At 46.6% G+C, this 15622-nt stretch carries 14 protein-coding genes; 4 read left to right on the top strand and 10 right to left on the bottom strand.

The genetic code is table 11. The features are described 5' to 3' along the window. Positions 1-1743: aspartate--tRNA ligase (aspS, locus tag ACN083_RS02740; RefSeq protein WP_419101307.1), on the bottom strand; the 1743-nt coding region annotated here is incomplete at its 3' end. A gap of 158 nt (positions 1744-1901) precedes the next feature. Continuing rightward, entirely contained in the window at positions 1902-3266 is a 1365-nt protein-coding gene (hisS, locus tag ACN083_RS02745; RefSeq protein ID WP_419101308.1) for a histidine--tRNA ligase, read from the bottom strand. 303 nt (positions 3267-3569) lie between these two features. Between hisS and ACN083_RS02750 the strand changes: the two genes are divergently transcribed. Both ACN083_RS02750 and ACN083_RS02755 read left to right on the top strand, forming a co-directional pair. Beyond that, positions 3570-4856, top strand: a complete 1287-nt coding sequence (locus tag ACN083_RS02750) for a DUF349 domain-containing protein (protein ID WP_419101309.1) — start codon at positions 3570-3572, stop codon at positions 4854-4856. 685 nt (positions 4857-5541) lie between these two features. Next, the gene (locus ACN083_RS02755) at positions 5542-5916 is read left to right on the top strand and encodes a hypothetical protein (RefSeq protein ID WP_419101310.1); all 375 of its coding nucleotides are present in this window, start codon (positions 5542-5544) and stop codon (positions 5914-5916) included. Here the strand turns inward: ACN083_RS02755 and ACN083_RS02760 are convergent. The 3 genes from ACN083_RS02760 to secD all read right to left on the bottom strand — a co-directional run bounded on the left by ACN083_RS02760 (position 5913) and on the right by secD (position 11242). Beyond that, positions 5913-8234, bottom strand: a complete 2322-nt coding sequence (locus tag ACN083_RS02760) for a RelA/SpoT family protein (RefSeq protein WP_419101635.1) — start codon at positions 8232-8234, stop codon at positions 5913-5915. The two genes, ACN083_RS02755 and ACN083_RS02760, sit on opposite strands and share 4 nt — an antisense overlap. Positions 8235-8465: 231 nt before the next feature. After that, the gene (gene secF, locus ACN083_RS02765) at positions 8466-9542 is read right to left on the bottom strand and encodes a protein translocase subunit SecF (RefSeq protein ID WP_419101311.1); all 1077 of its coding nucleotides are present in this window, start codon (positions 9540-9542) and stop codon (positions 8466-8468) included. Positions 9543-9544: 2 nt separating this feature from the next. Then, the gene (gene secD / locus ACN083_RS02770; RefSeq protein WP_419101312.1) at positions 9545-11242 is read right to left on the bottom strand and encodes a protein translocase subunit SecD; all 1698 of its coding nucleotides are present in this window, start codon (positions 11240-11242) and stop codon (positions 9545-9547) included. A 458-nt stretch (positions 11243-11700) separates the two neighbouring features. Here secD and ACN083_RS02775 point away from each other — a divergent pair, with 458 nt between their 5' ends. Continuing rightward, the gene (locus tag ACN083_RS02775) at positions 11701-11916 is read left to right on the top strand and encodes a hypothetical protein (protein WP_419101313.1); all 216 of its coding nucleotides are present in this window, start codon (positions 11701-11703) and stop codon (positions 11914-11916) included. Positions 11917-12052: 136 nt separating this feature from the next. Then, positions 12053-12199 (top strand): hypothetical protein, encoded by a 147-nt coding sequence (locus ACN083_RS02780; protein ID WP_419101314.1) that lies wholly within the window; start codon positions 12053-12055, stop codon positions 12197-12199. Positions 12200-12254: 55 nt separating this feature from the next. Here ACN083_RS02780 and ACN083_RS02785 read toward each other — a convergent pair whose 3' ends face one another. The 5 genes from ACN083_RS02785 to ACN083_RS02805 all read right to left on the bottom strand — a co-directional run bounded on the left by ACN083_RS02785 (position 12255) and on the right by ACN083_RS02805 (position 15546). Continuing rightward, complete coding sequence (locus tag ACN083_RS02785; RefSeq protein WP_419101315.1) at positions 12255-12347, bottom strand: LysM peptidoglycan-binding domain-containing protein; 93 nt, start codon at positions 12345-12347, stop codon at positions 12255-12257. Positions 12348-12356: 9 nt separating this feature from the next. After that, on the bottom strand, positions 12357-13319 hold the full coding sequence (ruvB, locus tag ACN083_RS02790) for a Holliday junction branch migration DNA helicase RuvB (protein ID WP_419101636.1): 963 nt from the start codon (positions 13317-13319) through the stop codon (positions 12357-12359). Positions 13320-13439: 120 nt separating this feature from the next. Beyond that, on the bottom strand, positions 13440-14060 hold the full coding sequence (gene ruvA, locus ACN083_RS02795; protein WP_419101316.1) for a Holliday junction branch migration protein RuvA: 621 nt from the start codon (positions 14058-14060) through the stop codon (positions 13440-13442). A gap of 27 nt (positions 14061-14087) precedes the next feature. Continuing rightward, positions 14088-14771 (bottom strand): crossover junction endodeoxyribonuclease RuvC, encoded by a 684-nt coding sequence (gene ruvC, locus ACN083_RS02800; protein ID WP_419101317.1) that lies wholly within the window; start codon positions 14769-14771, stop codon positions 14088-14090. Between the two features lie 16 nt (positions 14772-14787). After that, positions 14788-15546, bottom strand: coding sequence for a YebC/PmpR family DNA-binding transcriptional regulator (locus ACN083_RS02805; RefSeq protein WP_419101318.1), 759 nt, complete (start codon positions 15544-15546; stop codon positions 14788-14790). Positions 15547-15622 lie beyond the last annotated feature (76 nt).

A 15622-nucleotide genomic window follows, 5' to 3' on the forward strand; every position in this document is an offset into this window, starting at 1 on the left:
ATCAACACCAGCTTCTTTACGTTGCTGTGCAGTAATTGGTGCAGGAGCCGCTGTTAGCGGGTCAAAGCCGTTACCAGTCTTCGGGAAAGCAATAACATCACGAATAGAATCGGTACCACCCAAAAGCTGCAGCACACGATCCCAACCGAAAGCGATACCACCCATCGGAGGCGCACCGAATGAGAACGCGTCAAGAAGGAATCCAAACTTTTCGCGAGCTTCTTCTTCCCCAATGCCCATCACAGCGAAGACACGTTCTTGAACGTCGCGCTGGTGAATACGGATAGATCCACCACCAATTTCATTACCGTTACATACGATATCGTATGCGTACGCGAGAGCTTCACCAGGATTTTGGTCAAAGCTCTCTAAGAACTCCGGTTTAGGTGAAGTAAATGCGTGGTGTACTGCAGTCCATGAGGAGTTCCCCAGCGCTACGTCACCGGAGGCGGTAGCATCAGCTGCTGATTCAAACATGGGTGCATCAACAACCCAGACAAAAGACCATTCTCCGTCTTTAATAAGGCCGGTCCGATGCCCAATTTCGACACGTGCCGCGCCAAGCAGAGCACGAGAGGCTTTAGCTTCACCTGCAGCGAAGAAGATACAATCGCCAGGTTTCGCGCCAGTAGCTTCTGCTAGACCAGCACGCTCCGCTTCAGTGATGTTCTTTGCAACAGGGCCCGTAAGTTCACCGTCTTCTTGAATTAGGACATAAGCTAGTCCCTTTGCGCCACGTTGTTTAGCCCACTCTTGCCATGCGTCAAGAGTGCGGCGAGGCTGAGAGGCGCCACCAGGCATAACAACAGCACCAACATAAGGAGCTTTAAAGACTCGGAAAGTCGTGTCTTTAAAATAGTCTGTTAGTTCTGTTAGTTCCAGACCGAAACGCAAGTCGGGTTTATCTGAACCGTATTTTTCCATAGCGTCTTTGAACGTAATACGTTCAATAGGACGTGGAACTTTGACGTCAATGAGGTTCCATACGGCTTCAACGATGCGTTCACCAAGATCAATAATATCTTCTTGGTCAACGAAAGATGCCTCAATATCAAGCTGAGTGAACTCCGGTTGACGGTCTGCACGGAAGTCCTCGTCACGGTAACAACGAGCAATTTGGTAGTACTTTTCGATACCGCCGACTTGCAAGAGCTGCTTAAAAAGTTGGGGAGATTGGGGAAGCGCATACCAAGATCCAGGTGCTAGGCGGGCTGGAACGAGGAAGTCTCGGGCACCTTCTGGTGTGGAACGAGTCAGAGTGGGAGTCTCAACTTCAGTGAATCCATCTTCTGCAAGAACATTACGTGCAACACGGTTTGCTTCAGAGCGTAGGCGCATTAAGCGTGCTGGCTCGGGGCGACGCAGGTCAAGATAACGGTATTTGAGGCGAGCTTCTTCACCAACTTCTACGTGTTCGTCGATTTGGAAGGGTAATGGCGCAGCAGTATTGAGAACTTCGGTTTCTTTAACTTCAACTTCAATCTCGCCGGTAGTTAGCTGAGGGTTCTCGTTACCTTCTGGACGTCGGGTTACTTCGCCAACAACTTTAAGAACATACTCGTTACGGAGGTGTTCAAAGTCCTGTTCATCGTGGAAAACGCACTGTGTAACGCCCTCACGGTCGCGTAAATCAACGAATGCGACACCGCCGTGGTCGCGACGGCGTGCTACCCATCCGGTTAGGGTGACGGTTTGTCCAATGTGTTCGGCGGTTAACTCGCCGAGAGTATGTGTGCGTAGCACTCGATTCCTTTCCACGGGGTATCACCTAATATTCAGGTGATATGTTCACGAAGATGTGATAGTCATTCTAGTCGTAATCTTAATATTCCTCAGCGAATGAAGAACTGAAAAATATTCAAAAAGTTATTTCTATAGAAAACTTATAGGACGTACTGTATTTAAGCGTTTTCTGTGGCAATTACGCGTACTTTAAGGTCTTCATCCGCAGGGCTCCATTGCAGGGGATCTGCTGAAACTTGTTCTCCAGAGCGAATATCTTTCACTTCATGAGTCAGTTCACCATGTTCGGATTCATATGTGAACCAGACGAACGGGATGCCACGTTTTTCTGCGTATTTAATCTGTTTACCAAATTTGGTTGCTTGTGCAGAAACTTCGCAAGCAATGCCTCTTGAGCGTAGCGCCACAGCAACATCTTGAGCTTCAGACCACATCTCTTCATGGGTGAGAGCAACGAACACAGCAGAAGGAACTTTACGGGTTGGTTCTGCCATTTTCTCTGCGATGATACGTGAGACAAGGCGTGTAACACCAATAGAAAGTCCTACTCCAGGGAAGGTTCTCTTGCCGTTAGAAGCTAGCGATTCGTAACGCCCTCCAGAACAAATTGAACCGAGCTTTTCGTGCCCAACAAGAACTGTCTCATAAACAGTTCCGGTGTAATAGTCCAGACCGCGAGCAATCGATAAGTCTGCTATCACGCGGCCAGGGGCACGTTTTGTCGCTTCTCCAACAACTTGCGCTAATTCAGTAAGACCTTCTTCGAGAAGCTCATGGTCGACACCTAAAGCGCGCACTTGTTCAACGAATGATGTGTCTTCTGCGCTGATTTGAGCTAATGCTAAGGCAGCTTGTGCTTGTTCGTCGCTAGCGCCAAGCTCATCTTTGAGCAGCTGCGCTACTGCATCTGCACCAATTTTTTCGAGCTTGTCGATAGAGCGGAGCACCCCTGCTGTATCGTCAAGTCCGATACCACGATAGAAGCCTTCAGATAGTTTTCGGTTGTTGACCCTGAGCTTAAAGTCTCCGATATTCAGCTGCGATAGGGCGTCAACGACGACTAAAGCGAGTTCTACGTCGTAGCGGAAAGGTAGGGTACCGTCGCCTACAACGTCTACGTCAGCTTGGGTGAATTCACGGAAACGACCGTCTTGTGGTCGTTCTCCTCGCCACACTTTCTGCATCTGATAGCGCATAAAAGGAAAGTTAAGGTATCCGGCGTTCTCTACAACGTAACGAGCAAAAGGAACCGTGAGGTCAAAGTGAAGAGCTAGTTTCTCTTTATCTTTTTTTGTGCCGTTATTTGAAGCGTCATCTTCAAGAAGTCGAGAGATACCATAAACTTCTTTGTCGATTTCACCTTTACGTAGTAGCTGCTCCACAGTTTCTACCGAACGAGTTTCAATAGGCGAGAATCCATGAAGCTCGAAAGTGGCACGGAGAGTATCCAATACGTGATTCTCTACCAGGCGTTCTTCCGGAAGAAATTCGGGAAAACCAGATAGCGAAGCCTTGCGAGCCATGTGTTACTCCTATATATACGAGAAGATGAAGTCGGTGGTATTTGTTAGTTCTTCATTCTAGGGTACTCGGTTGTTTGCTATCCCCCAACATCAACAGGAGCCATCTGCCTAAAATGTAGTTTGAAACTCATTCTCATAGAGGTTTTTTCACGTGTTGCGTTGCTAGTTTTTAAAGCTGAAGGTATTCTAGAGAGGTACGCATTCGCGGTGATGTGCGCCTCTGATACGCAGAGGAACTAGCCGGAGAATGCGGCTTTTGTTTGTTTAACGCGCTTGTGCGCCTCATGTGAAAGAGTTATAGCGGTGACCACACAATCCGACGACAACACCCCAGTAGACCTCGATAAAGCACGCCAGTTTGGCCGAGTATCCGATGATGGACACGTTTTTGTCATTGTCGAGGGAGAAGAATACGCTGTCGGCCAGCTTCCAGAAGCTACCCCCGACGAAGCCCTCGCATACTTTGCTCGCAAGTTTGAAAATATCCAAGCTCAGATTTCACTTCTTGAAGCACGTGTTGAGCATGGTGCGGCTGTTTCTGATTTGCAGAAATCTGTAGAGCAGCTCGGCGCTCAGGTTGCTGTTCGCAACATGGTTGGCGATTATGCAGACTTGCAGCAGCGCCTTATTGCTATTACCGGAAAAATTGCTGAACGTGCAGTTATTGAAAAAGAAGAACAGGCAGCGGCACGCGAGGCTGCTCTTCAGGCTCGTGAAGAAATTGTGAGCGAAGCAGAGTCTATTGCTTCTCAAGATATTGAGAAGACCCATTGGAAGAACTCTCATGCTCGCATGAACGAACTATTTGATGCGTGGAAAACTACTCAGCGCACTCACCATCTACCCAAGAGTGTAGAAGATAGCTTGTGGACTCGTTTCCGTTCTGCTCGTACAACTTTTGACAAGCATCGTCGCGCACATTTTTCCTCTCTCGATGAGGCGAATGCTAAAGCTAAACGTATTAAAGAAGCGCTCATCGCAGAGGCAGAAGAACTTTCTACTTCTACCGATTGGGCAGCTACTGCAACAAAGTACCGTGACCTCATGGACCGTTGGAAGAGCTCCCCGCGTGCTTCTCGCCGTGAAGATGACGCTCTTTGGACTCGTTTCCGTGCCGCACAAGATCGTTTCTTTGAAGCTCGTAAAGTAGCTCATGCAGAACTAGATAAAGAGTTTGAAGCTAACCTTGAGGTCAAGGAGAAACTTCTAGAAGAAGCACGAGCCATTTTACCAGTCACTGATGTGAAAGCTGCAAAAGCTCAGTTCGAAGCTATTGCAGACCGTTGGGATGCGGCTGGTCGTGTGCCTCGCCATGCAGTACGTCGCATTGAAGGTGAACTTAAAAAGGTTCAGGACGCTATCTACAATGCGGAACATGCTAAGTGGTCTAAGAGCGACCCTGAGAAGAAAGCCCGTGCAAACTCCATGCTTGCTCAGCTAGAGGATTCTATCGCAGGTCTTGAAGAAGATCTGAAGAAAGCAGAAGCAACGGGTAATGCTCAGAAGATTAAGAAAGCTCAAGAAGCTCTCGACGCGCGTCGTACATGGTTGAGCACGTTACAGGCATCTTCTGCAGATTTTAACGCCTAAAAAATAGTTTTCTGTACGGGAGTAACGGGCACACAACACCTCCGAAAACCCATACCGAAAACATGCACCGAAAAGGCTCCCCAGTAAACATACAAGGGGAGCCTTTTCGCACGTGTTATCAAATGACACTATTAAATATCATTTATATGGTCTTATGGGCGATGGTGGGGTCTAGTCGTCACGTGTAGGCCCCACCATTACCCATAGGTAGAAAAGAAGATATCCACAGATCTTTTTCTACTCATAGTTTCGCTCAGAACCACCACATAATAAGTGTATGAGCAAATCACCGACCTCTTCTCAATCTTCTGTTTCCCTTCTTCAATCATTGCCCTGCCCCTTGTTCATCGAGAAACACCCACGACATGTTTTAGGAATAGAACATCAACAAGGTCTTAGACCTCCAACAACACCTATAGTTTGTTCTTCGCTAAGTTCTGAGCAACAAATGAAATTATATTGTTCTCAACTTCTCAATAAAGATACGTTTAACGGCACTCTGCAAGAGCTAAGGGTTTTCGCTCAGGAACATCGCTATCAGGAATTACTCCCCCATATTTACGCTCCTTCAGCTTTACGTCTCACCCCTTTATTGAGAGTTAGCGCGCTGAGCTTAAAAATCCCCCATCGATATTTTGCAAGAGGCAGAATATCTCGTTATAGTGCAGCCTTGGTATGGGGTTGTGTGCCCTCTCCTTGTCATGATATCTATATAGATTTTGATTGTCGTTCAAGAATCAATACTCGTAAAGCTCAAGAAGAGAACATTATCACTCATCAAAACCAGTTCTCGACCACCGACTACTTGGCTTTAGGACAAGTGCATGTCACTACCCCACTACGAACTGCACTAGATTTAACGATTCATCACCACGACGAGCCCATTGCCCGTCGCAGCGTTGAACAATTCTTATCTGCACCATCTTTTTCAGGGTGCACAGTCGAAGCCATGCACACGTACCTTGAGCATAAGAAATATCTTCCTCACCGTCGAAAAGCTCAACAGGCTCTTCAACAAATATCCCAGAACATCCCGACCTCACATCCTATGAAAGTTTAACTGGTAGAAGATTTTTCGTGTACGGGCTTTGCTCCTGTGAGACGATACACCTTATAGACTCCTTCAACATTCTTAAGAACATTAAGAACATGATCCAACATATACCGGTCACGTACTTCCACCGAAAAACGGTTAATAGCGAAGCGATCTTCACTTGTCATCACTCGAGCATGACAAATATTAATATGGTTCTCACCGATGGCTCTGGTCAGATCCATCAACAAGGATTTACGGTCTATCGATTCAACCTGAATATTGACCCGATAGACAGCCTGAGAACTTGACGCCCACTGAACCTCAGTTACTCGTGGTTCGTCCCCCATATTGCGCATATTAGGGCAGTCTGTTCGGTGAACCGATATTCCGCTAGTACGCGTGACGACACCAAGAATTTCATCCGGTGGGACAGGGTTACAGCACTTAGAAATTTTCGTCAAAATACCATCTGCACCGGGAACAACGATTCCGTTATCGCTGACTGTGCGACGAGAAGAGAACATATCTTCATCAAAATCGGATGGCAATACCTCAAGGTTATCGTCCTCATCGCCATAGTAGATATTTACGAGGTTTGAGATGACATCTTGAGCTTTGATATTTCCTTCGCCAATGGCATGGTACAAAGAAGCACCATCATTTTGGTGGAAAGTATGGGCTACTTGCATCAATAAATCTGCAGTCAGCATCTTTTGCAGAGGCAACTCATGCTGACGCATTGCCTTAGTTAATGCGTCGCGGCCTTTATCAATAGCTTCTAATCGACGACCTTTAGCAAAATACTGACGAATTTTTTGGCGAGCTTTAGAAGAACGCACAAATTTTAGCCAGTCTTCACTGGGCTCTTGCTGAGGGCTCTTTGACGTACGAATCTCGACAACATCGCCAGAGTTTAATCCCGTATATAAGGAAGCTATCTTTCCGTTCACGATAGCGCCAACAGTTTTCTCGCCAACCTCAGAATGGATAGCATAGGCGAAATCTACCGGTGTGGCTCCAACAGGTAAGATAATGCCGTCACCATTAGGGGTCATCACCACAATCTCGTCAGTCTCTAAGTGATAAGCTAACTCTTCAAAGAACGCTACAGGCTCTGGTGTTGAATTCGATATCTCTGCGATATTTTGTAAAATTCCAGCATTAAAAGTAGAAGATTTATTCTCTGATTTTTTACGACCAGAAGCATCAATTTTTCCAAGATCTTCACCACGAGAAGCAGCCTTATATCTCCAGTGTGCAGCAACACCATACTCTGCTTCTTCATGCATCTTATAGGTTCGTATTTGAACCTCGAGAGGAAGATTTCCTGGACCAACAAATGTTAGATGTATCGATTGATAATGATTATTTTTAGGAGATTTAATATAGTCCTTAAAGCGTCCCTGATCCGAGGTCCATAACGACATTACGTGCCCTAATACGCCATAACAAGTGTCTTCATCATCGACAAGGATACGAACAGCTAAGATGTCATGAATTTCGTCAAAGCTCTTATTTTTCGACTTCATTTTCTGATGAATAGAATAATAATGCTTAGGACGCCCATGAACAGTAGCTTTAATACCAACTTTGGCAAGACGCTGTTCAATCGTCGTTTTGGCTTCATCCAAATATTTTTCGAGTCTAGGTGTGCGGTCCCCCACCATGCGCACAATTTCACGATAAATCTCTGGAGACATCGCAGCGAAAGAAAGATCTTCTAGCTCCCATTTAAGAGCACTCAAACCAAGCCGGTGCGCTAAAGGAGCATAGATTTTTAGAGTCTCTTCAGCTTTTTTAGCTGCAGAGCCAGAGGGAACAAAACGCCACGTGCGAGCATTATGCAATCTATCAGCAAGTTTGATCAATAAGACGCGAATATCTTTACTCATAGAAAGCACTAATTTACGAATCGTCTCTATCGAGGCGTATTCCCCGTAAGTTACTTTGTCTAATTTCGTGACGCCATCAACAAGATAAGCAACTTCTTCACCAAAGTCTTCGATGAGTTGTTCTTGCGTATACGGAGTATCTTCTACGGTGTCGTGTAGTAGCCCAGCCACAAGAACAGGACCAGTGGCTCCCATCTCAGCAAGAATTGTGGTGACGGCAACGGGGTGAGTGATGTAGGGGTCACCGCTTTTACGTTTTTGCCCTTGGTGATATTTATCGGCAACGGTAAAGGCCCGTTGTATTACATCAAGATCCTCTTCGGGATGAAATTTTTTAACAGTGCGAATCACTGGAGCAAGTACTGGTGAATAACGTGTAGGACTTGTTCGTGAAGTCTGAACAGAACGTCCGAAAACATGACGAGTAGGAATACGCTCTGAGGCAGACATCACCCGATGTGATCCTCCAAGAGTCGTAGGAAGAAGGTTACCAACAACCTTTTGTGAAACAATATCTTGTGCTGTGTGTGCTGAATCCGCCATAGTGTTCATCCTTCCAAGGCTAGTATGGCTATTTTAGCCTTATATTGTTCGCACTATAACAAAAATAAAAAATCGGTAGCTATTTCTTTTCATAGCTACCGATTTTTAACAAAAACTATAGTTATTGTCTAATCAACGTTAACGATCCAATGAAATCGTGTTGACTTCAATGCGTATCTCGTTGAGAGAACTCTGCTCAGAAGTCTCAGAAGCATCTTCTGGTTCAATAACTTTTCCAGAACGAATATCTTCTACCATCTGTGTATGCTCACGAATTTCTTTCTCACCTAGACGCAACGCCGCATACATCGGTGCAGAAACATAGAGTGTTCCAATCGTTCCCACAATAATGCCGACGAATAAAGCTAACGAAAGGTCTTGCAGAGTTCCAGCACCAAGCATGAACGCACCAATGAAAAGAATTGCACCAACGGGTAATGCGCCCACAACAGAAGTATTAATGGAACGAACGAGAGTTTGGTTCGTTGCAAGGTTAATCTGTTCACCGTAGGTGAGGTCACGGCGTTTTTCAATGCCTTCGGTATTCTCACGAATCTTATCGAAAACTACCACAGAGTCATAGAGTGAGTAGCTCAAAATGGTTAAGAAACCGATGATTGCGCTAGGCGTCACTTCAAAGCCTACTAAAGCGTAAATTCCGATTGTCACGATTACGGTGAAAAGCAATCCCGCAATAGCAGATAGAGACATCTTCCACGTACGGAAGTATAAAGCCATACCGATAAGAGCAAGAAGGACGAACGCGACAAGTCCGTAAAGTGCTTGTCTGGTCACATCGGCGCCCCACCTTGGCCCGACAAAGGACGAGGTGACGTCGTCTGCAGAAACACCGTACCCCTCTTGAAGGGCAGTTTTTACCGCAAGAGTCTCTTCATCGTTAAGCTGGCTCATTTGCGCCCTGATAGTTTTCGCAGCGATATGAGTCACTCGAACATCAGAGGCTTCAGGGGCGTGCTCTGCAATAATTTTTTGCCCTACCGAAATATCGGTATTTGAAGTATCAGAAATCGTAAACTCTGAACCGCCTCGGAACTCAATACCTAGATTGAACCCTCCTTTGACGACGGGAATGAGAAGGGACAAAACAACGAGAACCATTGCAATGCTTAACCACAATCTACGTTTTCCAACAAACTGGTATGAACGCTGTCCAGAATGTAAATCGTTACCAAAACGAGCAAGTGCGTTAGCCACAATTACCCCTCCTTCTGTGTGCTCTGAGAAGCCTCTACTTCTTGAGCGTTTTCTTGGGCGCGAGCAGCAGCTCGACGACGTTCAGCGATACTCATATGCTCAGATTCTTCTGCAGTGCGCAAACGACCAGCGCCTCGATATAACGGTGTAGCACCAAGGGCAACAGGATCTAGGCCAGAGAATCGTCCACCCTCACCAAAGTATCTGGTGCGAGCAAGAAGCGTCAGAACAGGATGTGTAAAGAGGAACACAACGATGAGGTCGGCGATAGCGGTCAAACCTAAGGTGAACGCAAATCCACGAACCGAACCGACGGAGAAGATGTACAACACCACTGCTGCAAGGAGATTGACTGCTTTAGAAGCAAGAATCGTGTGTTGAGCACGACGCCAGCCATGATCTACTGCAGCGGGGATAGTGCGACCCCCACGAATTTCATCACGGATACGTTCAAAGTACACGATGAAGGAGTCAGCAGTCTGCCCAACAGCGACGATTAAACCAGCAATACCGGCAAGGGAAAGACGATAGTTAATAGACCACCCAAGCAAAATAATTGCCAGATAAGAGATAACACCAGCAACAATCAGCGATGCAATTGTGACAAATCCTAGTAAGCGGTATTGGAAAAGTGAATAGACGAAGACCAATAGCAAACCGATGACACCAGCAAGTAGTCCCATCTTGAGCTGGTCAGAACCTAATGTTGCAGAAATCTGCTGTTCGGATTGAATGGTGAAGCTAATAGGTAGAGCCCCGTATTTGAGCTGCTGGGCAAGAGACTGTGCACTTTCTTCTGTGAAGTTACCGGTAATTTGTGGGTTACCGTCGGCAATCACTGCTTGAGCTACTGGTGAAGAAAGAACTGCGCCGTCGAGCATAATCGCAAAACGGGCACGTGGGTCTTGCTGGTTTTTTCCGTAGATTCCATAAAGACGAGTAGTGATGTCTTTAAACTTTTCGCGGGCCTTTTCATCAAAGTTGATGTTAACGCCCCATTGTCCCGTTGATACACCATTACTATTGGTCACTTGAGATGCTGTCGCATTCGCAATATCTGAACCGCTCAATTCGACAGGTCCAAGAATATATTTTTCATGCCCAGATACTGCACAAGCCACAATAGCTTGGTGAGGGTCTTGGTGTTCGGCGTTAGGACTTTTCCCGCTTGTGCAGTCAGTTGCTTCATATTCACGCCAGAGTTCTGGGGTGACCCACCGTATATCGGAACCGTCTGTTGCTTCGCCTTCGGGGTGGGGAAGTTTATCGTCAGCGAGTTTCTTCTCGTCTGTAACAGGCTCTGGAGAAGTCGAGTAAATTACTGCACGAAAATCCATTTGTGCAGAGGCTTGGATGAGCTCACGTGTTTTCTGATCAATGGTTCCTGGTACTGAAACAACAACATTACGCCCAGATTGGGTCGTCACTTCTGCTTCGGACACACCGGATCCGTCAACACGTTGACGGATAATTTCAACAGCTTGTTCTAGTTGTTCAGCAGAAACTGTTTGGTCTTGTGCCCCGTTGACTTTAGGCGCAAGAATCATTTGTGTTCCGCCAGAGAGGTCTAAAGCAAATTTAGCTCGCCATGACCCTCCGTAGGATGTGCTAGCAAAGATTCCAGCACATAAAGCCACGACTATCACAGCCATGGCAATCAGCGCTCTACTCGCTTTAGCTCGTTGGCTTCGCTTAGCCATACCGCCCCTTTACTCTCCCGACCTACATGCGTTAACTTCTTGATACTCAGCAAACGATGTGCTTAACATATTTATTCGTATTTGGTAGAACTTTTCTTCTGATGGTGAGTATCTACAATGTTCGATAACTGTGCATGTCATCACTGAAACCAAGAGGTATTTATCAGAAAATACTTCTTGGCAGAAAAGTTTCCACGCTCTATCGTAGTTCACGAACGAATAATCCGCATAGGTTGATGAGTCTACAGGGCATAAATTCAGACATATTTATGAAGATATGGCACCATTCATCATTTGTAACTACTGGTGGATACAAACATATAGGAGCAAGGATGACAATATATCAACACTTACCACAGTAGAGTGATGACTACATGATGACCACTACGACAGTGATCAAGGCACCCATACTCGTAGAAAATCAGCCATACTGTAGCTCATGATATTTTGGAGGAATCATGGAAAATCACGAAGGTGATAACATACCAGTTCTGTGGCAAATGTCCGATATTGCTGATTATGCAGGTTTTACTCGTAAGAATGTGAGTGTTCATATGAAGGCTCGCCCGTTAAAAGCTGATTTCGTGTTACCTAACGGTAAAGCACTTTATTTGCCTGAAAATGCGAAAGAGTGGATTGATTCTCAGCCAAAACGTGGGAGCTATCGGCGATAATATTTTTTATTGTCCCTTTTACCATCAAGAAGACTAAATAGAAAAGTAGGTAACAAAACCCTCCCGCTCCTGAATACAACTACTACTCAGGGGCGGGAGGGCGTTACCCCCGACTCTATCACAAAGGAAAAACATCATGACAGATAAACAAAAAATTGCATTATTTGCAACCATCGGCACAGTAGCATTCCTCATCCCAGCCGTACTAGGTCACCCCTGGTATTTCCTCCTATCAGCCGTCATGGGAGGGGTCGCCTACACCGCCCTAAAAACCAACAAATAAAAAAGAGGCGGGGCTGAGCACCGCACAAAGGTGATATTCAGCCCCGCCTTATATATTAGCCAAGCTGAATAACAATAACCTGACCAACGTCAATTACATCGGGGGTAGCAATACCGTTAAGCTCAGTAAGGCAATTGGGTAAAACCACATATTTATCTTATGAGAGTTGTTCTGGAGGTTCTATCCCCAGATGCTCCCAAGCAGCTGAAAGCGCTACTCTGCCTCGGGGTGTACGACCAATCATCCCCTCACGGACAAGATAAGGTTCTGCGACCGTCTCTACTGTTTCAACTTCTTCGCCTACGGCAATAGCAAGAGTTGACAGCCCAACAGGACCACCACCAAACTTATGAATAAGAGATTCAAGGACGGAACGATCTAAGCGGTCAAGCCCCCGCGAGTCTACTTCATACATGTCAAGAGCTCGTCCAGCTTCTACGGCGCTGATATGAGGGATATCGTGCACTAATGCCCAGTCTCGTACACGACGCAGAAGACGATTAGCGATACGAGGAGTGCCACGAGAACGTCCTGCAATTTCCGCAAAACCTTCAGCGCTAATATTCATATCCATAAGTCCAGCGGACCGGCGCAACACTTTTTCCAGTTCTTCTGTTGAGTAATACTCTAAGTGTCCGGTAAAACCGAATCTGTCTCGTAGAGGCCCCGGCAAAAGACCAGCCCGAGTAGTTGCCCCCACTAACGTAAACGGTGGAAGTTCCAGAGGAATAGACGTAGCGCCAGCACCTTTCCCGACCACAATATCTACACGAAAATCTTCCATCGCCATATACAGCATTTCTTCTGCTGGACGAGACATACGGTGTATCTCATCTAAGAATAAAACTTCACCGGGAGTCAAAGAAGAAAGAATAGCAGCCAAATCTCCGGAATGTTGGATGGCTGGCCCTGAGGTAATACGCAAGGGCGCGTCCATTTCTGCGGCAATAATCATCGACAAGGTTGTCTTTCCTAAACCGGGAGGTCCAGATAACAGCACATGGTCTGCTGACTTACCGCGCAGTTTTGATGCTTCGAGAAGTAGTGAGAGCTGCTGTCGGACACGTTGCTGACCTACAAAATCATCTAATGATTGGGGACGCAAAGCGGCTTCAATCATTTTTTCTTCAGGTTCTTCTTCTAACCCGACGAGCCGTTGCTCTCGATATTCAGGTTCTGTTGCGCGATGGTTCACCAAAGTATCCGTTCTTCATTCTTGAGGCGATAATGTTCGTGAGTGCTAATGACGGGTGCTGTGTTGCTGCCCTAATGTTGCGAGGACTTCTTTGAGGGCTTGTGGCACAGATAGCTTCTCAGGATGTGCACTCTTTTTTAGATACGACTCCACCGAACGTTCTGCGTCTTTTTCGCTCCACCCTAATCCTATGAGCGCTTCGAGAACGGGAGATTTCCATGCTATGCCAGTGTTAAGCGGTAGCTGATCTGTGTCGGAGTTCGCGTTGAGAATCAGCTTTCCGGCAAGTTCTAAAACAATTCTTCGAGCAGTTTTAGGGCCGACACCAGGAACTTTAGTGAACGCTTTATCGTCTCCTGTGGCAATAGCTCGTTCAATATCTTGGGCCGTATGCACCGACAATGCTGCTAAGGCGATACGCGGACCGATACCAGAAACTGATAGTAAAAGGTCAAAGGCTTCACGCTCAGCCGGTTCTAAGAAGCCGTAAAGAGTCATGGAATCTTCACGAACGATAAAGCTTGTTAAAAGAGTAGTTGTCTCCCCTTGCGAAAGCTGAGAGAGTGTTCGAGCTGGGGTATGTACCATCAGCCCCCAACCATTGACGTCAAGGATGAGGCTATTGAGGGAAATCTGAGTCACGGTTCCCGTGAGGGTGCTAATCATAATCTCTATCTTATTCGAATATATGTACTATTTCCATTGTCCTCGCCCACGACGAGCACTTTGAGCTTCTGCCGCTTTCCACGCTCTTTGGGCTGGGGTTAGCGCACCCATCTGAGGGCGAGGCCGCGAACCTTGATGAGTTTGCACACCAGCGCTCATATCAATACCAGAGCCGACCGTTGCACCACGCCACCCATGACAAATAGCAATAGCTAAAGCATCTGCGGCATCAGCAGGTTGAGGTAGCCTCTCTAATTTAAGGATACGCGTGACCATTCTTCCTACAGAAGCTTTATCTGCTTTACCGGAACCAGTTACAGCCGCTTTAACTTCTGAAGGAGTATGAAAATATACGGGGATGGAACGTGCAGCAGCGGCAGCAATCACAACACCAGAAGCATGAGCAGTTCCAATCACCGTATTGACTTGCTCTTGCGCGAATACTCGTTCAATGGCTAAAGCATCTGGCTGATACACCTCTAGCCATTCTTCTGCCGCCTGAAAAACAGTGAAAATACGTTGGTCAAGTTTCTGGGCGGGGGCGCTTCCTGCCACACCAACTTTCACATAGCGGGCTTGGCGGTTAGCGGTCATATCGATAACACCAAAACCGCACCGTGTCAGCCCTGGGTCTACTCCAAGAATACGGGCAGCGCCCGGAACTCGCGGAATACTCGCAAGTTTCGGGCGCTGTGTTGTGGATAGGGGCATTGTGCCTACTATCTCCTTAGTCTGCGTTAAGTTCTTCCATAACAGCTTCGTTAATATCGGCGTTAGAATAAACGTTCTGAACGTCGTCAAGTTCTTCAATAGCATCTGCTAGTTTGAGGAATTTGCGAGCACCTTCAGCGTCAATTTCGACATTCATGGTAGGACGGAAAACAGGGTCGTCATTGTTATATTCAAGTTCTGCTTCAGTCAGTGCTTGGCGGATGGCTGGAAGATCAGTTGCTTCTGATACGACAGTAAAAATATCGCCTTCATCAATAACTTCTTCAGCTCCAGCATCAAGTACTGCCATGAGGACGTCGTCTTCGGTAAGACCTTCGGTTTTGGTCACTTCGGCAACGCCTTTGCGTTCAAAGAGGAACGCTACAGATCCCTGATCGGCCATAGTGCCACCGTTGCGAGTAACGGCAGTACGAACTTCTGCTGCTGCACGGTTACGGTTATCGGTCAAACATTCAATATAAAGAGCTGTTCCTTGAGGTCCGCGGGCTTCATACATGATTTCGGTGTAGTCGATGGTTTCACCGGTAAGACCAGCACCACGTTTGATAGCACGGTCAATGTTGTCGTTAGGGACAGAGTTTTTCTTAGCTTTAGAAACAGCGAGGTCTAGTGCAGGGTTACCGGATACGTCTGCGCCACCCATACGAGCTGCAACTTCAATAGCTTTGATAAATTTGGCAAATGCTTTTGCACGTTTAGCGTCGATAGCTGCTTTTTTGTGCTTGGTTGTTGCCCATTTGGAATGACCTGACATACGTTGTCTCCTTTTGTTGCTGTGCGCTGATGTGGCTCATCAGCGCAGGTTCTCTTTAGATACTAGGTTCTATTGT

It is taken from the genome of Rothia sp. CCM 9418, assembly GCF_048512825.1.
In the GTDB taxonomy this organism is placed as follows: Bacteria; Actinomycetota; Actinomycetes; order Actinomycetales; family Micrococcaceae; genus Rothia.